Here is a 19,994-nt window from a genome sequence, read left to right on the forward strand (position 1 = left end):
CAATTTACAGGAGGGTAAAACAAGTGAAAAAGACTAAATTATTACTTATCGTATTCATGAGCATGATCCTTGCCTTATCGGTACCTGGGATAGGCTCAAGTTCAAAGGCTTCTGCAGCAACAGCACGTACACCCATTGTATTGGTACATGGATTGACCGGTTCTGATAGCAATTTTACAGCGATTGAGAGTTACTTGCGCAGCCAAGGGTGGACGAGAGACGAACTATTTGCGATTGATCTCCCTAGCAAACAAGGAAACCAACTGTTGAATTCTGCGGCGATCAGTCGTTTCGTAGATGATGTTCTGCGCGAAACGGGTCACACAAAAGTTAACATTATAGCGCATAGCATGGGCGGAGCCAATAGTCTGTATTACATACTTAACCGTGGTGGCGCTTCCAAAGTGGACAAATTGATAACCCTTGGTGGGGCTAATCGATTGACGACAACTACAGCTCCGAGTGGAATAAAGGTAACTTCAATCTATTCTACCAGCGATACAATTGTGTCCCCGACACTTTCCCGGTTGAACGGGGCGAACAACATTTCGGTATCCCTCGTATCTCATATCGGCCTCTTGTTTAATTCACGGGTAAACGCTTTGATCAAAACCGCGTTGAACGAATAGGCTGGGTAGGGGATCTTAAGAGTGCGCATTCTTTTCAACATGGAGTGTATTAGACACGATTGACCATATACGGTCAGTCGTGTTTTTGCATTGCGGATGGATAAAACCTATATATGTAAATTAAAACAATATAATACCAGAGGAAGTATAGGCGGAATTAATGTAAACTGTCAAAGGCAACAGAACAGCCCATCATCTGACATCACGAGGAGACAGCAAGAAAATGATGAAACGCACTCTTATTTTAATGGTAACGATTATATTGGGATTATCATGTACACCAGTTACAGGCTACGCTGAAGAAGATTCGTTTGACTTTAACGCCACATTCCAAGGAGCTATTATTCTTTCTCTCGGCAGCCCAAACGCGGTCGTTGATAATACGGACACCCTGATTGACCAAACCAATTTTAATATCGTTCCGCTTGTTAAAAATAACCGAACACTTCTGCCTCTTCGCTTCATAAGTGAGAGTCTGGGAGCACAAGTGACATGGGACTCGAAAACGTCCACAGCTTCTATTAAATCCTCAGGTAAATCCATTAAAGTAACATTAGGTAGCAGCAAGATGTTCATTAATGGCAAATCTTTCGCTTTGGATGCTCCGGCACAATACAAGGAAGGCAGATTGTTCATCCCGGTAAGGGCCGTAAGCGAAGCGTTCGGCAAAAAGGTGTTTTTTGACCGAGGCATTATCGTCGTAAGCAATAACATGATTCTTAATGCAAAACGGGATCGAGAGATTGTAGATTACTTGAAATTTGTACTTGCTCCGTATCAGAAAGATCCATACACGGGTAAAACATTGAATACGGAACAAGTTGCCCTTCTAGAGCAAAGTGTAGTCATGTTGGAGTCGTATGACAAGGAAGACAACTATCTCGGATTCGGTAGTGCCATATCCATAGGATACGGTTTATTTTTAACCAATTATCACGTCATTGCCGATTCCAGCAGTTATATGATCCAAACGAGTCAGGACCAATATTATGAAGTGCAAGGCGTCATTGCAGCGGATGAGAATCTGGATTTGGCCTTAGTCAAAACATCAATGCGTACGAATATTCCTCCACTTCACATTGGACTAACGACTAAAATTACTGTGGGACAGTCTGTCGTAGCCATAGGCAATCCTGAAGGCTTTCAGAACACCATTTCGACAGGTATTATCAGCGGTATTCGAAACTACGGCAGTGACAAGCTTATACAGACAACGGCTTCCATTACCAACGGCAGTTCCGGGGGCCCGCTGCTCAATATGAAAGGTGAAGTCATTGGGGTGAATACAATGGGGATAGAGAAAGGGGATTTGAACTTTGCTATTCCGATTAATTATGCATCCAGTTGGATCAAGAAATACACAGCGTTATCTTTTTCGTCCATTCCTGTGCTTAACCAAGATCAATTCAGGGAAACAGCACCGACAGAGCAAGATCCAACTGTAGATGAGTCACAGACTGCCAGTCCAAGTGTTCATCTTTTGGGTCGAACAGTACGGGAAACCGTACTAGGTCCGGATCAATCCGTTATCTTTGCAATCGATGAAAATAAATCTACGATCTTTGCTTATCGATTCTCCGACAATAAGGTAGTGGTAGAGTCCTCAGCATTCAAAACTCCTCCGAGAAAGCTTCAATATGTAAATGGTGAGATCTATGTCATCTTCAGCAATGCTGATTACAGTCCGTACCGATTCGAAGATCAGCAGGGAGGACAGGTTGTTATACTTGACGCTGATACACTTAAAGTCAAAGATCAGTGGAATACCCGCATCGATCCATATGAAATTTCGTTAGACCATTCGGGTCATGTCTACGTTACTTCCGGCTCCGGGCAATGGACATCTATCATTAGTTATGACCGAGCGACGAAGGAGGAAATCTCCAGTGCAACCATTCGTGAAGGCAGTAACTTGGTCTTGCATCCATCGGAAGATCGGATCTATGCTGTTGACTCAGACACTTCGCCAAGAGACATTGAGATGTTTCGGTTAATGGATGGTAAGTTTACGAGTAATCAAGATTCCCCGTATCACGGTGAATACAAGTTATCGACGGTTATTGGCATTACACCGGATGGAAAGTATGTATTAAACGGAGCCGGTACGGTTTTGTCCGCTACCAATAACTCTGCAAGTAATATGCAATATGTGACTGCAATCGATTCGTTTGACTATTTAGCTGTTCATTCAGCGCGTAAGGATATCTTTTTCACAGGAAAAGAGCGAGAGATTAAACAGTATGATACAGAAACACTTAAAGTGACGGGTACACTAAGGACCAAAGGAACAATCATAAATCTATTGATGTCTGATAAACAACTTGTTGCAATCACCAAATTGGCCCTACCTGGCAATCCTCTGCCGCAATATACGGTTGAAACGGTTAAAGATTTGTAGAAGAGTAGAAGGAGCTTATGGGCATGAAATCACAACCGAATGATCGAATTAAAGTTCATCCAGGCTTTTGGGCTGGGTTACATCAATTAGGGATTAGTACGGACGACGTAGCTCGCACTGCACAACTGTCTCTTGAGACAATAAATAAACCTCTAGTGAATCAAGCTCATTATTTTGCGATCTGGCAGGCCTACTCTGATCTCATTGGGGACACGGCCGAGGGTATCATCAAACTTGCAAAGGGATATGAAATATCGAAGTACCCTCCGCCTGTTCTGGCGATGTACCATGCACGTGATTATCGCGATGCGTTAAATCGAATGGTCCGTTACAAGCAAATGTGTCCTCCCGAGAGCTTGCAGATTAACGAAGCAGGCGAGGAATGTATCATTGAACTCGAATGGTTACATAAGGATCAACAAGGTCCTCCACTTTTGGTAGGCGTTACCCTGGCTTTTCTACTCGAACTCGGACGTCGGGGAACGGGCCAGCCCTTGAATGCAAATCTGGTTGAATTCTCACATCCCATGGGTAACGTAGACATGCTTGAAGCCTATTTCGGCTGTCGAGTGGAGACGGGTAAACCATATAATCGGCTGACGCTAGATCGAAAAGATTTGAGTCTTCCTTTTCTCTCATATAATGAAGAGTTAATTGAGATTCTGACCCCAGTGCTGGATCGTTCATTGGATGAACGGCAGGGCAGTCGTTCCGTTACTGATCTGGTGAAATGGATTATGAAACGCAGCCTTACAGACAAGCGCCTTGATATCCAAACTGTTGCCAAAGAGCTTCGCATGAGTGATCGTACCTTGCAGCGACGACTGACTGAGGAGAACACAAACTTCAAACAGTTATTGACTGAAGCCAGACATGAGCAGGCCCGAGCGTATCTGGCTGATCCTTCGCTCGATATCAAAGAAGTGGCATTCCTCGTGGGTTATGAAGATCAAAATTCGTTCTATCGTGCGTTCCGGAACTGGGAAGGGGATACACCTTCGAATTGGCGTGTCAGGCAATAATTCTGGCGCAATGTGCTAGTTACTAGGCCGCGCTGACTGCGTAATATTGTACCTATCCGGTGCATGAAGCTATTGGTAATGTCCAAGAAGCACCTGCCGGATAGTTGTAATGAAGAAGGAGAAATGCAGGATGGATATGGGACTAAAAGAGAAAACAGCCTTAGTTACAGGATCAACAAAAGGGATCGGCAAAGCGATTGCCATGGAACTCGCCCGAGAAGGTGTTCACGTTCTGATTAATGGACGCAGTGATGAAGAGGTAGAACGAACAGTTCGTGAAATCAAGTCCAATTTTCCGGAGACCTCTCCGCAAAAGGCCACGGCTGATCTTGTGGATTTGGCGCAAAGACAAGCTTTATTCGAGAAATTCCCCGAGGTTGATATTTTAATTAATAGCATGGGCATATATGAGATCATGAGTTATGAAGATGTGAATGATGAAGTGTGGGAGAGATATTTCCGTACCAATGTTCTGGCGGCCAATAGCTTGTCTCAATTTTACTTACCTAAAATGATCAATAAAAATGACGGGCGCATTATTTTCATAGCAAGTGAAGAAGCGCTTATGCCCTCAGGCCAGATGCCACAGTATTGCATGACCAAATCAATGTTGCTGTCATTGTCTAAAAGTCTGTCCAAACTGACAGCCGGGAAAGAAGTTACGATTAATACGATTCTGCCAGGACCGACATTGTCTGAAAATGTACGTGAGATTATTGAGGGCATATATCCGGATGAGGCGCTGACTTTCGAGGAAAAAGAGCATGATTTTATGAAGAGCAATCTGCCGCAGTCTGAATTACAGCGATTCATCAAGCCAAGTGAAATAGGTAGACTCGCGACTTTTGTATGCAGCCCGTATGCATCAGCTTTTCGAGGCTCTCCGATCCGTATGGATGGGGGGATGGTTCCGACTATTTTCTAAACGTCATCAGGATAAAGGATATCAAACGATGAAGTGTCGCCATGATTGGCGGCTTTTTTATTTCTGAATTAACTATGCGGTTGGCACCAATCGAGTTTATAATACGTGTATGATTACGAAAACGGTTTCCGTATGTGGAAGCGATTACTTCAATCCATTCGATGAATTAAAAAGGAGACAATATTATGATAGCTGCATTAAATCTGGAAGGTATCTGGAAACTTCAACTCGATGAACATAAGGTAGAGAACGGTCTGAATTTTTCAGACATCATTACATTGCCCAATACCACATCTCATGCGGCCAAAGGCAAGAGAAATGAACATGTGTTAATCGGTGCACTGACGGATGAATATTTATTTGAAGGTTACGCCTGGTTTTCACGAGAGATTGAAATTCCTGAACACTTGGCTGGTAAACGTTGCTTCTTGCATCTGGAGCGTACACGAGTTACAACGCTTTGGATTGATGGGGTGGAATGGGGGACTCAAAACAGTCTGAATACACCTCACCGTTACGAGATGGAAGCAGGGCTAACCGCTGGGACACATACGATTACGATTCGAGTGGACAATACGGATTATCCAACCAAAGGTGGTCACCTTACATCTGAGGATACACAGACGAATTGGAACGGGATCACCGGGAAGATGGAACTTCAGTTTTTCGCGCGTGTTTTCCTGGATAATGTTCAGGTCTATCCCGATCTTGAGACTCGATCTTTCGATATTAAGGCAGCACTTGTTGGTGACATGCAAGGAGTGCGAATCATGGTATCAGCTGTTGCTGTCAGTGCAGATCCGGTACATACGACGGAGGAGCAGATCTTCATCCCGGATTCGCAAGAGATTCAGCTGACGTACCAGATTGGCGAAGATGCCATGTTATGGAGTGACGATGAACCTAATGTGTACCAACTTCACATTCATCTGCAAGATCAGAACGGTGAAGTGTTGGACTCCACTGAAGTATGGACGGGCCTACGGGAATTCCGGGCAGCTGGAGACAAATTCACCATTAATGGTCGCAAAACCTTTCTTCGAGGTAAACATGATGGCCTGATTTTCCCACTTACGGGATATGCGCCAACAGATGTGGACGAATGGATTCGCATTCTCGCCATCTCCAAGTCCTACGGTATCAATCACTATCGTTTTCATACCTGTTGTCCTCCGGAGGCGGCTTTCATTGCAGCGGATCTGCTCGGCATCTACATGGAGCCTGAGCTTCCGTTCTGGGGAACCATTACAGACGAATCCTCGGATGGACACAATCAAGCAGAGCAGGATTACTTGATTAGCGAAGGATTTGCGATGCTGAAAGCTTTTGGTAATCATCCATCATTTGTCATGATGTCCATGGGGAATGAGCTGTGGGGCAGCAAGGACAGACTGAATTCGATCCTGAAAGCATACAAAGCATATGATCATCGTCATCTGTACACTGAAGGCTCCAATAACTTTCAGTTTGTGCCTGACATTCTGGAGGAAAGTGAATTCTTCTGCGGGGTTCGTTTCTCCAAAGAGCGGTTGTTCAGAGGTTCATATGCCATGTGTGATGCGCCACTTGGTCACGTACAGACCGACTTACCGAACACATTGAAAGATTATGATGCGAACATTGTACCAGAGCAAGGAAGTGACGCTGACTCTTATGGCCAGGCGGAGGGTCAAGAGATTCAGATCCAGTATGGCACAGGTTCCAAAACGGTACAGGCTGAAGCAGGTAGTGACCAACTCGTCTCACATGTACCGATCATCTCGCATGAGATCGGACAGTACGCCACGTTTCCTAATTTCGAGGAGATCAACAAGTATACGGGTTCTCTCAAAGCCAAGAACTTCGAAGTATTTAGAGAACGTCTGGAAGCGAAGGGACTGGGACATCTGGCAGAAGCCTATTTCAGAGCCTCTGGTAAACTTGCTGTCGAATGTTACAAGGAAGAACTGGAAGCTGCTTTTCGTTCGAAGCATCTAGCCGGTTTCCAGCTGCTTGATCTCCAGGATTTCAGTGGTCAGGGAACAGCGCTCGTAGGCATACTGGACGCATTCATGGATTCCAAGGGCATGATTACGCCGGAGGAATGGAGAACGTTCTGTTCAGACGCGGTGTTGTTGGCAAGGTTCCCCAAATATAATTATCAGGCTGGTGAATTGTTCGAAGCGCGCATTGATCTAAGTTACTTCCGGAGACAAGCGTTGGATGGACTTCAATTGAAGTGGGAACTGAAAAACGAGCAGATCGAAGGCAGCATCCTTGTGGAAGGGAAAGCAGACCTGCCAGTGTTCCATGGAGAACATTATGTGAGTATCACGGATCTCAGTATTCGTATCCCTGAAGTCTCCAATATGACCAAAGTGGAGCTGAGATTGTCCATTCCGGGCACGGATATCCGTAAGTCTTATGACCTGTGGATTTACCCGAATCAACAGGAAGTGGATCTGAGCGGTTTGAATCTTTTTACCGAACTCTCGGAGCATGCACTGGGGTTGCTTGAGCAGGGAGAAGATATTTTACTTTTCCCGACAACAGAGAATGTTCCACAATCTATCAAAGGTTTCTATAGCACTGATTTCTGGTCTTTTCCCATGTTCCGTTCCATATCAGAGAATATGAAAAGAGAAGTTCCAGTCGGCACGATGGGTTTGTTAATCCAACAGGACCATCCGGCCTTTGAAGATTTTGTCACGGAAGAACATTCGACCTATCCGTGGTGGAGCATTGTGTCCGAGTCGTCATCGATCATTCTGGATGGGCTGAGTAAAGATCTGCAACCCATCGTGCAGACCATTGATAATTTTGAACGGAACCATAAGCTCGGATTGTTGATGGAGTGCCGGGTGCGGAATGGTAGAGTCCTGATGGGTGCTCTGAATCTGGAGAGCCTAATGACTACGCTGGAGGGAAGACAGTTGTTATACAGCTTCCAGCGTTATGTACAGAGTCCGGCGTACCAGCCAGTTACTCACTTGGAAGAAGAGGAGCTTCGCCAGTTGTTTATTCAGGTTTAGTAAACAAGCCCTTTCCGTCCACGGAAAGGGCTTAGTTGTCAGGTTAATTAGTATAAGCTGTCCAGTTGTTGCATTTCACGGTTGAAATTATGCATTTCATCCCGATTCGACTCCGAAAGCTATGCTAAAATAGTATATTCGAGAGTGAAATTCAGAGTCGATGTCGATGAAAGGCGGATGTCCCCCCATGTTCAATATTGCAATCTGTGATGATGAGGAGCAGCAGCGAGAACGTGTGAAAACAATGCTGATTTCCTTATCCCTAAAAACCAATTTTGATTTTCAAATTAGCTTATTCACATCTGGTGAACAACTGCTCTCGCATTATAGAGACGTCGGAGATACATTTCATATGCTCATCATGGATGTGGAGATGGGCGGAATGAACGGGATCCAGACTGCCAAAGAGATCAGGGACATGAAGTTTCTGGATGTACAGATTATGTTCCTGACCAGTTACCCCGAATATATGGTGGAGAGCTTCGATGTCATCACCTTTCAATATCTGATCAAGCCCATCCAGCCGCAAGTTTTCGAGGAGAAGATGATTAAGCTGTGTCAATATTTTCAGGCGATGGACAAAAAGTATGTACTAATCAAGTCAGACTATGATGAACTGCTGCTAAAGTATGATGATATTCTCTGGATTGAGGTCGTCAAAAGTCTGACCATCAAGAACAAATTGAAGTTTGTGACCCAGGATAATGTGCATGACACCAAAGGGATTCTATCCAGTTATGCGACTGCGTTGAAAGACCATGGTTTCCTGCAAATTCATCGCTCGGTTATGATTAATCTGATGCATGTCCAGAAGTTTGCAGGCACACAAGTCGTCATGCTGAATGGAACGGAATTGCCCATAGGTCGCTCCAAGATCAAGGAAGTCAAGGATGCCTATACCAAATACATGATTATGAGGATTCAATGACATGGATATGTATATGATATTTTCTATCTTCTTCGTGACTTTACTTATGGCATTTCAGGCGAATTTTTATTTTGATTCTGTGTTGGGCAAGTCCAGCCGGAAGCCGCGTAGAGCGATCTATTTCTTGGTATTTGTCTTGTTGGGTTATTTTTATTGGGTTTCTTCCTTCTCTGACATCGGTTCCACTGCGGTTGCTCTGCTATTAATCTTCAGTCTGGCACAATCCTATGAAGTGGAGTTTAAAATCAAACTTGTTTTCACCATTCTGTATGGGGTTCTAATTACTATGGCAAATGCCATCGCTGTATATATTCTCGGTGTTCTGGAATCCGCGGATTACAGTTCAATGGATCAGTTCAACGGAGAAGACCACTGGATTCTCTCCAAGGTGATGCTGCTTGGTTGCAGCATCATGTTCGTTGTCATTCAAGTTGTCCGTCTAGTCGCCAAACGTAGAAGTTTTGCCGTTCACTATCGGTATTATTTGCTGTTTCTCATCGTACCGATCATTACGATCTATCAGATCAATGTGGCCTCCATATATAGTGAAAAGAACATATTTTACGTCTTTTCTGTACTGGGCTCTCTTTTTCTCAATGTGTTCATTGTCTATGTATTCGATAATATGGTGGAAAAGGTACAGCTTGCGCATGCAAATGCCCAGTTACAGCGTCAGATGGATCACCAGGATGCCAACTATGAGAAGACCGTTCACAGTTTCAAAAACATTAAAAGCATCATCCATGATATTAACCAGCAGTTTCTGTATATTGATGAATGTATCAAACGTAACGAACTGGCGGCGGCAGGTGACCATATCAAGTCTACACTGAATACGATTGAAGGTGCATACCAAAGGGTGAACTCCGGCAATCTGGTCATTGATGCTCTCGTTACGAATACGCTTGCTATGGGGCAGGCAAACGGGATCAAAATCGACACCAAAATCCAGCTCCATTCGCAACATGTTCAGATTGATCGATATGATCTGTGTGTGGTGCTCGGTAACATGCTCGATAACGCAATCGAGGCTTCCAAGAAGGTCAGACAAGCGGAAGACCGATATATTCTGATTGCCATTCACTCTACGGCATCTGCACTCGTCATCCAGATTATGAACGAGGTAGAGCAGCCTATAGTTGACTTGAAAAGTGAGAAGCCCAATCCAGAGTATCATGGGATCGGTCTGACCAATATATCAAGAATGTGTGAGAAATATGGTGGACATATGAATATTGAGCATCAGCATCGGAAGTTTAACAACATGGTTGTGCTTCCGTTTCACACCAACAATCCCTGAACATACCGTTCGGGGATTGTTTTTTTCCATTCAGGGTCCGTTCACGCTTTAACTGCCATTTCCCGGATATGATGAATTCAATCATAAGAACATTTGAGGGAGGACATGAGGATGAAGAAATTAATCAGTTTTTTATGTACAGCGGTGCTTGTAATTACGCCGCTGACATCTGTCAGCGCAGAGACGAATAACAGTGCAACGATTGAGGTGCGGGCGGAGCAGATTGCCAAGGAAATGGTACAAAACTACGGTGTCACCAGTGTGCAATATGCGATCATGGATGAAGGGGAATACATTTTATCAGATAGTGTCGGACTACACGACAAGGGATCACAGAAGCCAGTAGACAAGGATAGCATGTATGGCATAGGTTCGGTTAGCAAAATGGTTGTTACGGCAGCAGCCATGAGGCTGGTCGATTCCGGGAAAGTAGATCTGGATGAGCCGCTTACAACGTATCTACCAGACTTTAAGATGGCGGATGCGCGCTATACACAAATTACACCGCGTATGCTGATGAATCATTCATCTGGTCTTTACGGTTCCCACTATGGGAACAGCATGTTGTTTGACGATAATGATAGCCGCAATCATGATGAGCTATTGCTCAAACTTCAGTCCGAAAAACTGAAATCCAAGCCTGGCGCTTACTCCGTCTACACCAATGACGGTTTTCAGTTGCTTGAAATCTTGGTGGAACGGGTGAGTGGATTAAGCTATAGCGAATATATCGCCAAATTTATCAGCGAGCCATTGAAGTTGAAATCAACGAAGACACCTATGGATTCTTTTGACAGAGCGCAGTTATCCGAAACCTATTGGCCTACACTTGAAATGAAGATGCCTACCGAGAATGCAAATATTATCGGTACAGGTGGTGTGTATTCCACGGCAGAGGAATTGAGTCAATTCGGAGAGGTGTTAATGGGGAACAGACCGGATATTCTGTCCGAATCTGCTGTGAAGGCCATGCAATCTCATGAATATCGTAATGGCATATGGGTATCGGATGAACAAAATACGATCAATTATGGCTTGGGCTGGGACGCGGTTGACCTTGCACCGTTCAGCGATTATGGGATTACCGCACTTGCCAAGGGTGGAGACACCATGCTATATCATGCCGTGTTAATCACCATACCGGAACATGATATTTCAATGGCGGTCCTATCCTCTGGTGGATCTTCGGTCTACAATCAGATGTTTGCCAGCAAAGTGCTGCTGGACGTTCTGGAGGATCAGGGCATCATCGACGATGTTCAGCCTGATCAGACATTCTCACCACCTGTCAAAGTGAAGATGCCGACGAAGTTGAATGCTTACTCAGGTCTGTATGGTACGGTAGGTGCAACGCTGGATATAACAATCAAGGATGGTGAGATCAAACTGCCTGCCTTGATGGGAGGAATTATTCCGGAGCAGAACTATGTGTACACAGGCGATGAACATTTTACAAGTGCGGATGGTAGCGTGAAGGTCAGTTTTGTGAAGGAAAGTAATGACAAGGTATATGTTAAAGTTCAGGGCATGATCACGTTACCCGGTTTAGGTCAAACGGTGATGAACACGTATGATTATCAAAAGTTGGAACATAACGCGCTGGATGCAGCAACGAAAGAGAAATGGGCAGCTCGTAACAACGCGAAATATTATGCACTGGATGAAAAAATAACGTCGATCTTCTATCTGCTTCCATCGATGCTGATCAAGAACCTGTCCGTTGATGCCGAAAATGGCTATGCTAATGGCACGCAAATCTTGGATGCGAACAACGCAGAGAATGTTGCTGAGATTCCAGTCATGAACGGAAGAGACGCATTTGATCTGCAATTCTCCACGAAGAATGGCGCCGAGATTTTGATGCAGGATGGACAGGAATTCATTGCAGAGGATGCCATTACGCCAATCTTTGGTGGGAAAAAAGGAATGACAACCATTCCGGCTAACGGTCAGGCCCGATGGTATGCGATCGACGCCCGTTCGGCGAACAAATCGATCACGGTAGATTCTCCGGAGAACGGAGGTTATGCGGTGTATGATGAGAAAGGCGAAATGGTTCACTTCTCTGTAGCAACGAATCAGCAATCGACGCAGCTCCCGAAAGATGGTTTTATCGTTTTTGGTGGTGACGCTGGTGATGTATTTCAGATTAAATTAAAGTAAACAGGAACTTCATTACAAAGTCACGTTTGCAACTTGTCACAGAAACAATACAGTTATCAAGAAGTCGCCTTATGGCGGCTTTTTTGATATTACCTCAGAATAAATTTAGCAATTTGGTAACTATTTGGCATTGCCGCACGTTATGTTTATGTAGTTATATATCAGGAAAATTTTCACAGGAGGACTCACTTACCATGTTTAATAAACGTATACGACAAACGAATACAGATTGGAAAAGAAGAGTATTCAGACCCGTTGTTGCAGGCTTTGCTGCTGGAATGTTGATGGTTCATGGAGTCATTGGGGTGTTGCCGTCTCAGGCACATGCAGAAGCATCGGATGTATCGATCCGTAACTGGTATTCGTATCATCGATTCACTGTACCTGAGCTGAAACCTTCGTGGACGTCGAAAGTAGATAACTATCTAGATATGAACGAGACGTACGCCCTAGTTAATGCCATTGCGGAAGAAGGTAAAGTATTCACGTTCGCAGGATCAAAGTTAATTGCACTCGATGCCAAAACAGGTAAACGGCTGTGGACTTACGGCAAAGATCTGACACCTTATATCACCTATCAAAGCGGCGTCCTTTACGGTATGAGCAGCGATCATAAACCTTATGCTTTGAATGCTCAGACTGGAAAAGCAAAATGGCAATCTGTCACATCCACCTGGATTGATACATATCAACGTACTGAAGCTCTGATTCCAACGATGGACACACTCTACGTGATTAAAGGAAGTACAACGTTCGCACTGGATATCAAGTCAGGCAAACTGCGTTGGGAGGCGGATGAACCGCTGGGTGAAGGTCATGGCACCGAATATCTCGAAGAGTCTAATGGTGTGGTGCTGAGAACCTTTTTTGTCCAAGGGGCACTTACATCCATTCAGCTTAATGCATATGACAAGAAAACGGGCAAAAAGCTATGGGATCATTTTGGTCAGGGGCAAGCTCTTCAGATCAAAGACGGTCTTGTGTATTCGGTGGACACCTATTCTCCAATGCTGGAGGAATATGATTCGTCACCTGAACGCAAATGGAAGATCAACGCATACAACCTGAAGACCGGTGTGTTAAAAGGAAGTCAGGAGTATACGTGGACAATGCCGGGAGACCCACCGTATACGAATGGTCGAGGAGGTATACTTGTTCATAAAGACAAACTGTACATTGAACAGGGAGACAAGATAGCGGAGTATCCGTTGAATTTGACTAAGTCGGGAACAGCGCCCCTTCGAACTTTTCAGCGACCTTACGGGGACAAGATGGCGTTGCTTGGCATTGTACAGGAACGACTGATATACAAGAACCTCGACACCAGTGAACTCACAGGCATCAAGTTGGCTAATGGTCAAGAGGTTCAATGGCATGGGGATGCTCCCATTTCTCAGATGGATGTTTACAGCAAAGGAATGTATCGAGCGCAACGTAACGGGACTTTGCTTGCCATCAATATGATGTCGGGTCAACCCGTCTTTCGAGTCTCCACCGAAGGAGATCTGCACAACACGACGTTGAAGACAAACGGAATGATCATTATCCAAGCCGAAGGCAAGCTTCTCGGTGTTAAGTTGCCAGCAGCGCTGAAATAGGCGTTCCTTCTGCATCTGCCATGGGTAATAACATGCAAGGTTAAAATAATGGTAGGGAGGAATGATCAAGTTGAAACACTCACGTCCTATTATCACGAGTATTACGCTGATCACCATGGTTCTTGCACTTGCAGCTTGCTCAGGTGGTAATGAACCTTCTGCTAGCCCTGAGCCATCGACACCAGCAGTTGAATCTGCTCCAGCACCTTCAACAGAAAGTGAGCAAGCATCTGAGACGAATGAAACAGAAGGAGAAACAAATGTAACGGAGCGTCCGCAAACCGAGAGTTTTGAAATGATGACCGCAGAAGGGAATCAATCACTAGAGGCCTCCTTACAACAAGGAGAAGGGTTTTCCTTGTACGTATTCGAGAAATTCACATTTGATGCTGCTCAAGGCCGTTTATCACTGACCAGTAACTCTGACTACTATGTGGATATTGAACCATTGCCTGCGGATTATAATCTGGCAGAACTGGAGACTGGGGGCAAGGAAGAGTTAGAAAATGCCGGTAAGGTATCCGATTATAGCGGTGAATTAGTGGAGCATCCGCTTGGTTCCGCCGAGCTCTATCTCCAGGCCACTGGTGAAGAAGGGGTCCGTGATTATATGGTCTGGAAATCAGAAGAAGGGGATGCTTTTCTATTCCGTCTTCATAACCCCAAAGGAGAAGAAGCTTCTGATTTCGCTACGCCGATATGGGTTTCATTATCAACTGTCGAGCGTGATTCTTAATCTGATAACGAAGAATCTTGTTAAAGAAAGTCGCCAATTGGCGGCTTTTTTTACTTTTGCAGATTGCACGAAGAAGTTTCAGGCGAATTATTCGCTGCATTTGACTTAGAGTGTACTCTAAGGTGTAGACTGCAAAAGAATGAACAAGGTTATCAAAGGAGATGAACGTGATGACACAGGAAGAGAACTTCAAAACCTTACAACATAAAATAGGCTCAGGATTTGACCATCGCAGCACAGCGGAGGATGTATTGCGGGATATGGATCTGACAGGACAGCTCGCTATCGTGACGGGTGGATACTCAGGTCTGGGGCTGGAGACGACCCGCGCGCTTGTGCAAGCAGGAGCCCGTGTCGTTGTTACGGCACGCCGGCCAGCTGTTGCTCAAGAAGCACTATCCGGATTGACAGGTGTTGAGATTGACGAACTGGATCTCGCTGATCTCTCCAGCGTCCGTGCTTTTGCCAGTCGGTTTCTAGCGAGTGACCGAAGTATTGACATGTTGATTCTTAACGCCGGGATCATGGCTTGTCCGGAGACGCGGGTAGGCCCAGGCTGGGAGGCCCAGTTTGCAACAAACCATCTTGGTCACTTTGCGCTCACGAATCTGTTATGGCCTGCACTCGCAAGTCAGGGAGGCGCGCGCGTGGTTTCGTTGGCTTCAGCTGGACATCATTTCTCGCCAATTCGTTGGGATGACATCCAATTTGAGCAAGGCTATGAGAAATTCCCTGCCTATGGACAGTCCAAAACAGCAACTATCTTATTCAGCGTTGAGCTGGACAGACGGGGTGCTGAGCAGGGCATACGTGCATTCTCAGTGCATCCGGGCGGAATTATGACACCTCTTCAGCGTCATATGCCAAAAGAAGAGATGATCGCGCTGGGGTGGATTGACGAGTCAGGTGAGGTCGCCAATCCTGCGTTCAAGACACCTGAACAGGGGGCAGCGACGCAAGTCTGGGCAGCAACCACGCCTCAGCTTCAAGGAAAAGGCGGTGTATACTGCGAGGATTGTGACATCAGTGTGATGGCTCCCGAAGATGGAGGTTTCTATGGGGTCAAGCCGTATGCCATCGACCCTGAGCAAGCGACTCGTTTATGGAAACTGTCAGTCAAATTAACAGATACGGATATACCCACCTCTTAAGCAATGATTATTATGTAGTAACAAAGCTGGCCATATATCAAACGCTACGGTGCTTCTCAGTAGCGTTTTTCATTTTTTTCATAGAAAACAAAGACAAGGATCGTCCATGATGACGATAATAACAACTAGTCACATCCCTAATGGCTAGATGAATATCATATATCAAACTACAGGAAAGTAAGGCGGCAAACTGCTGGTCTGGACAGTAAAAAGATATGATGGATTGTAATGAGGGTACATTTCCATTTACAATAGAAGAATCATGTTCTTTTGAGAACGCAGGGAGAGAAAATCATGAATATTTTTGAACATCAGATACCTTTGGAAAAAGTGAAATTTAATGAACCGCTAAAAGAACACACGTATATTAAAATTGGGGGCAACGCAGATATTCTCGTTCATCCAACGACAATAGACGAAATTAAAAAAATCGTAGAGATTGCCAACATACATCAATTGCCTCTGACGGTTATTGGCAAAGGGTCAAACGTCATTATCAAAGACGGTGGAATCAGAGGAGTCACTATTTCGCTAAGTCATTTTGATCAGGTTAATGTTACTGAGGATAATATCATTGCGCAAAGTGGCGCCGATATCATTGATGTCTCCAGACTTGCGCTCGACCACAGCTTGACTGGTTTGGAATTTGCATGTGGCATTCCTGGCAGTACAGGAGGCGCCTTGTATATGAATGCGGGTGCGTATGGAGGTCAGGTTGCCGATGTGGTCAAACGTGCGACTGTAATCAACAAAGACGGCGCAGTAGTGGAGATCGCTCGAGATGAGATGAAATTTGGTTATCGGAATAGTCTCTTCAAGATGGATCACTATATCATATTGGAGGCCGAATTCGAACTCCAAAAAGGAAATAAAGAAGAGATTGCAAGCAAAATGAAGGAATTAACGTTCCTCAGAGAATCCAAGCAGCCGCTTGAGTTCCCTTCTTGTGGAAGTGTATTTAAACGACCCGAAGGACATTTTGCCGGTAAACTGATTCAGGACTGTAATTTGCAGGGCACTCGTATTGGAGGTGCTGAAATCTCCATGAAACATGCAGGTTTTATCGTGAATGTGGATCACGCTACTGCCCAGGATTACATGGACCTGATCCATTTTATTCAGCAGAAAGTATATGATACGTTCCATGTTGAATTGGAAACCGAAGTAATCTTTCTGGGAGAGTAACATTGGAATCATTAGGAGGTCGCCTTTGGCGGCCTTTTTTGCTTTTGGGAATGGTACTGAAACAAGTATCCACATGCTAATTATGGTAATATTAGAATGATTTTATTTATTATTTCATCGTTATCATAAGGGAGTGTACATGGAGATGTTCAAGCGTAACCGAAGAATTCTACTAATCACTGCAATGGTAATCGTACTGTCGCTCCTGTTAGTCGGTACTTATATGTATATTGATGAACGTCCAGGAGGTCTCGCTGATCGACAGATATCCAAAGCCTGGGGAATGAGTGAACCCATACATATTCCTATAGCGAACAGTCCTGAAGGGGCCGTTCAAGAATTTAGAGGCGAATTTTATACCTCGCAATTTATTCATAAGGAGGCTGTGGACGGGGGCGTGATTTTATTTGCGCACAAAAAGGGTCGGGAAAATACCAGTAATCTTCAGATGGAGTATGTTCGAAAGAACATTTTCGGATGGAAATGGGTATGGGGCGGAGGATACTTCATTGATGAATCAGTTGAATCCAAGTTTGCGTTACATTACATGAGTATACCGAAATTGGAGCAAGTCTCCACTCCATTTCCCATGTTATTTGGTAATATTCAAGACTCTTCCATTAAACGTATATCTGTAGAGACACAGGAAGATGGAACAGTAATCGCGACCGAAGCGAAACTGATTGAGGTGAGTCCGGGACATCTAATTTGGTATGTTTTCCTTCCTCCGTCAGCGTCTATTCCATATGTAATTAAGGGATTTAACGAAGAGGGGAAACTCATTACCCATGAACAAATTAAAGATGCCAATGACAGCGGATCGTTAACTCTGGGGAAATGAGATAGGGACTATTCAAGACATAAAGTGAAAAGTAAACAACGCCATAATCACTTCTAAAGTCGCCTTTGGCGGCCTTTTTTTTGTTGCCAAAGTAGTACCAACCATTCCGCCAGTGAATGAACCGATCCTGCAAACCCGCGTCACGCAAGCGATTGGCTCATGCTATGGCTGATTGAACGATTGTTGCTGACCCCGCTCTCCCTTAACATGTGAACAGAGGAGCCTGCTCGTCATTCACCATCATTCTGTCAAAGGGGGCCCGCGATCGTATGGCTGAGCTGTCGGAAACATCAATGTTGCAACCCGGGGTTACAGTCAACAAACCCGTCAAACCAAGTTATCTGCGAAACATTCGAAAACACTGGATGTTGTATGTCATGATCCTGCCCGGCATTTTGTTCTATATTATTTTCAAGTACATTCCACTGGGCGGAAGCGTGATCGCATTTCAGAACTTTCAGATTATGAAAGGCATATGGAGCAGCCCATGGGTTGGCCTGGATAACTTCAAGTTTATTTTTACGTATCAAGATTTCTATCATGTGCTTCGGAATACAGCTCTGATTGCCTTATACAAACTGGTGATCGGATTTCCTGCTCCCATCCTGCTAGCGCTATTGTTCAACGAAGTGAGAAAAATGCTTGCCAAACGCTTTTTGCAGAGTCTGTTTTATCTGCCTCATTTTCTCTCCTGGGTCGTTGTCGGGGGGATCGTGTTTGAGGTGCTAGCCTCAGGTGGTTTTGTAAACGCTGTCCGTGGATGGTTCGGGTTCGAGCCGATCCTGTATATGCAGCAGGAGCAATATTTCCGACCTATTGTTGTGCTGTCCTCTATCTGGAAAGAGGTAGGTTGGGGAACGATTATATACCTCGCTGCGGTAAGTGGCATTGACCCCACGCAATATGAAGCGGCAGTGATGGACGGAGCAAATCGCTGGAAACAGACGATCTACATTACATTGCCTGCGTTGTTCCCGACGATCTTAACCCTGTTCCTGCTGAATATCGGCAATTTCCTGGAACTTGGCTTTGATCAGATCTATAACCTGCTGACACCGATGACCTACTCGGTAGGGGATATCATTGAAACGTATGTATACCGCTCGGGTGTCCTGCAAGGGCAATATAGCGTAACAACAGCGATTGGTCTATTTCAGTCGGTGATTGGCTTCATTCTGCTCTGGGTCTTCAATCGGCTTGCGAGAAAATCAGGAGAGGGGTTGTGGTAATGATCAAGCAGACGATTGGAGAAAAGCTGTTCCAAACCGCCAACTACATTTTCCTGACGCTTGCGGCCTTTACGATGCTCCTTCCTTTGCTGCATCTGCTTGCAGTTTCCCTGAGTTCGCCTGTTGCGGCAGACTCCAAAGAAGTATTTTTGTGGCCCGTCGGTTTTACTTTCGCGTCATGGAAACACATTCTACAAAGCTCGGGCTTATGGCAATCGTTTGGTGTAACCGTATTCATTACGGTAGTAGGTACTGCGCTTAGTATGTTATTTTCAGTGTTGACCGCTTTTCCGTTATCGCGCAGAGAATTCATGATTCGCAAACAAGTCATGCTGGGCATCGTAATTACGATGATTTTCAATGCCCCGATGATCCCGTTCTTCCTGACGGTAAGGGAACTGGGCATGATGAATTCCATCTGGTCCTTGATCATTCCTGGTGTAATTGGCACATTTAATATGGTCATTCTGCGTACCTTTTTCATGAGCTTGCCCAAAGAACTTGATGACACCGCCCGAATCGACGGTTGCCATGACTTCCGGATTCTGTTTCAGATTTATTTGCCGCTATCCAAGCCGGTTCTGGCTACGGTCAGTCTGTTCTATGCGGTGGGATACTGGAACACGTTCCAACGGGCGGTACTGTTTCTACGTGATCCAGGGCTCTGGCCTTTGCAGATGAAGCTGCGAGCGTATTTAACCAGCCCGGAGGAACTGGCCCAGGTAAATATGTTTCTTGGGGATTACAACTTCAATACAACCACGTTAAAGGCAGCGACGATACTTTTTGCAAGCGTTCCCATTATTTTGGTGTATCCTTATTTACAGAAGTATTTTGTGAAAGGTTCATTGCTCGGATCACTGAAAGAATAAACCATG

The 19,994-nt window shown here is 44.9% G+C and carries 15 protein-coding genes; all 15 read left to right on the forward strand.

The window, feature by feature from the left end; translation table 11 throughout:
* Nucleotides 1-56: 56 nt before the first annotated feature.
* The 15 genes from WFI24_RS08970 (at nucleotide 57) to WFI24_RS09040 (ending at nucleotide 19,988) form a co-directional block, all read left to right on the forward strand.
* Nucleotides 57-629 (forward strand): esterase/lipase family protein, encoded by a 573-nt coding sequence (locus tag WFI24_RS08970; RefSeq protein ID WP_442956206.1) that lies wholly within the window; start codon nucleotides 57-59, stop codon nucleotides 627-629.
* A 223-nt stretch (nucleotides 630-852) separates the two neighbouring features.
* Nucleotides 853-3,027 (forward strand): stalk domain-containing protein, encoded by a 2,175-nt coding sequence (locus WFI24_RS08975; RefSeq protein WP_336760020.1) that lies wholly within the window; start codon nucleotides 853-855, stop codon nucleotides 3,025-3,027.
* Between the two features lie 23 nt (nucleotides 3,028-3,050).
* A complete protein-coding gene (locus tag WFI24_RS08980; RefSeq protein ID WP_336760022.1) occupies nucleotides 3,051-4,049 on the forward strand; it encodes a helix-turn-helix transcriptional regulator in 999 nt (332 codons plus the stop codon).
* A gap of 130 nt (nucleotides 4,050-4,179) precedes the next feature.
* Entirely contained in the window at nucleotides 4,180-4,974 is a 795-nt protein-coding gene (locus tag WFI24_RS08985) for an SDR family NAD(P)-dependent oxidoreductase (protein WP_336760023.1), read from the forward strand.
* A gap of 185 nt (nucleotides 4,975-5,159) precedes the next feature.
* Nucleotides 5,160-7,985: a glycoside hydrolase family 2 TIM barrel-domain containing protein gene (locus WFI24_RS08990; RefSeq protein WP_336760024.1), complete on the forward strand. Its 2,826-nt coding sequence runs from the start codon at nucleotides 5,160-5,162 to the stop codon at nucleotides 7,983-7,985.
* Nucleotides 7,986-8,172: 187 nt separating this feature from the next.
* Entirely contained in the window at nucleotides 8,173-8,913 is a 741-nt protein-coding gene (locus tag WFI24_RS08995) for a LytR/AlgR family response regulator transcription factor (RefSeq protein WP_336760025.1), read from the forward strand.
* Nucleotide 8,914: 1 nt separating this feature from the next.
* On the forward strand, nucleotides 8,915-10,213 hold the full coding sequence (locus tag WFI24_RS09000; RefSeq protein WP_336760027.1) for an ATP-binding protein: 1,299 nt from the start codon (nucleotides 8,915-8,917) through the stop codon (nucleotides 10,211-10,213).
* Nucleotides 10,214-10,324: 111 nt separating this feature from the next.
* Nucleotides 10,325-12,376, forward strand: coding sequence for a serine hydrolase domain-containing protein (locus tag WFI24_RS09005; RefSeq protein WP_336760028.1), 2,052 nt, complete (start codon nucleotides 10,325-10,327; stop codon nucleotides 12,374-12,376).
* A 194-nt stretch (nucleotides 12,377-12,570) separates the two neighbouring features.
* Nucleotides 12,571-13,974, forward strand: coding sequence for an outer membrane protein assembly factor BamB family protein (locus WFI24_RS09010; RefSeq protein ID WP_336760029.1), 1,404 nt, complete (start codon nucleotides 12,571-12,573; stop codon nucleotides 13,972-13,974).
* Nucleotides 13,975-14,035: 61 nt separating this feature from the next.
* Complete coding sequence (locus WFI24_RS09015) at nucleotides 14,036-14,710, forward strand: hypothetical protein (protein WP_336760030.1); 675 nt, start codon at nucleotides 14,036-14,038, stop codon at nucleotides 14,708-14,710.
* Nucleotides 14,711-14,880: 170 nt separating this feature from the next.
* Nucleotides 14,881-15,861, forward strand: coding sequence for an SDR family NAD(P)-dependent oxidoreductase (locus tag WFI24_RS09020; protein WP_336760031.1), 981 nt, complete (start codon nucleotides 14,881-14,883; stop codon nucleotides 15,859-15,861).
* Between the two features lie 294 nt (nucleotides 15,862-16,155).
* Nucleotides 16,156-17,046, forward strand: coding sequence for a UDP-N-acetylmuramate dehydrogenase (gene murB / locus WFI24_RS09025; protein ID WP_336760032.1), 891 nt, complete (start codon nucleotides 16,156-16,158; stop codon nucleotides 17,044-17,046).
* 145 nt (nucleotides 17,047-17,191) lie between these two features.
* The gene (locus WFI24_RS09030) at nucleotides 17,192-17,887 is read left to right on the forward strand and encodes a hypothetical protein (RefSeq protein ID WP_336760034.1); all 696 of its coding nucleotides are present in this window, start codon (nucleotides 17,192-17,194) and stop codon (nucleotides 17,885-17,887) included.
* A gap of 293 nt (nucleotides 17,888-18,180) precedes the next feature.
* Complete coding sequence (locus WFI24_RS09035) at nucleotides 18,181-19,116, forward strand: ABC transporter permease (protein ID WP_336760278.1); 936 nt, start codon at nucleotides 18,181-18,183, stop codon at nucleotides 19,114-19,116.
* A gap of 2 nt (nucleotides 19,117-19,118) precedes the next feature.
* Nucleotides 19,119-19,988 (forward strand): carbohydrate ABC transporter permease, encoded by an 870-nt coding sequence (locus WFI24_RS09040; protein ID WP_083679484.1) that lies wholly within the window; start codon nucleotides 19,119-19,121, stop codon nucleotides 19,986-19,988.
* Nucleotides 19,989-19,994: the final 6 nt, after the last annotated feature.

This window comes from Paenibacillus sp. USHLN196 (assembly GCF_037144955.1).
Classification (GTDB): domain Bacteria; phylum Bacillota; class Bacilli; order Paenibacillales; family Paenibacillaceae; genus Paenibacillus; species Paenibacillus xylanexedens_C.

Coding starts and splice junctions, on each gene's coding strand:
- WFI24_RS08970 (WP_442956206.1), top strand. CDS start 57: ATGAGCATGATCCTTGCCTTATCGGTACCTGGGATAGGCTCAAGTTCA.
- WFI24_RS08975 (WP_336760020.1), top strand. CDS start 853: ATGATGAAACGCACTCTTATTTTAATGGTAACGATTATATTGGGATTA.
- WFI24_RS08980 (WP_336760022.1), top strand. CDS start 3,051: ATGAAATCACAACCGAATGATCGAATTAAAGTTCATCCAGGCTTTTGG.
- WFI24_RS08985 (WP_336760023.1), top strand. CDS start 4,180: ATGGATATGGGACTAAAAGAGAAAACAGCCTTAGTTACAGGATCAACA.
- WFI24_RS08990 (WP_336760024.1), top strand. CDS start 5,160: ATGATAGCTGCATTAAATCTGGAAGGTATCTGGAAACTTCAACTCGAT.
- WFI24_RS08995 (WP_336760025.1), top strand. CDS start 8,173: ATGTTCAATATTGCAATCTGTGATGATGAGGAGCAGCAGCGAGAACGT.
- WFI24_RS09000 (WP_336760027.1), top strand. CDS start 8,915: ATGGATATGTATATGATATTTTCTATCTTCTTCGTGACTTTACTTATG.
- WFI24_RS09005 (WP_336760028.1), top strand. CDS start 10,325: ATGAAGAAATTAATCAGTTTTTTATGTACAGCGGTGCTTGTAATTACG.
- WFI24_RS09010 (WP_336760029.1), top strand. CDS start 12,571: ATGTTTAATAAACGTATACGACAAACGAATACAGATTGGAAAAGAAGA.
- WFI24_RS09015 (WP_336760030.1), top strand. CDS start 14,036: ATGATCAAGTTGAAACACTCACGTCCTATTATCACGAGTATTACGCTG.
- WFI24_RS09020 (WP_336760031.1), top strand. CDS start 14,881: ATGACACAGGAAGAGAACTTCAAAACCTTACAACATAAAATAGGCTCA.
- murB (WP_336760032.1), top strand. CDS start 16,156: ATGAATATTTTTGAACATCAGATACCTTTGGAAAAAGTGAAATTTAAT.
- WFI24_RS09030 (WP_336760034.1), top strand. CDS start 17,192: ATGTTCAAGCGTAACCGAAGAATTCTACTAATCACTGCAATGGTAATC.
- WFI24_RS09035 (WP_336760278.1), top strand. CDS start 18,181: ATGTTGCAACCCGGGGTTACAGTCAACAAACCCGTCAAACCAAGTTAT.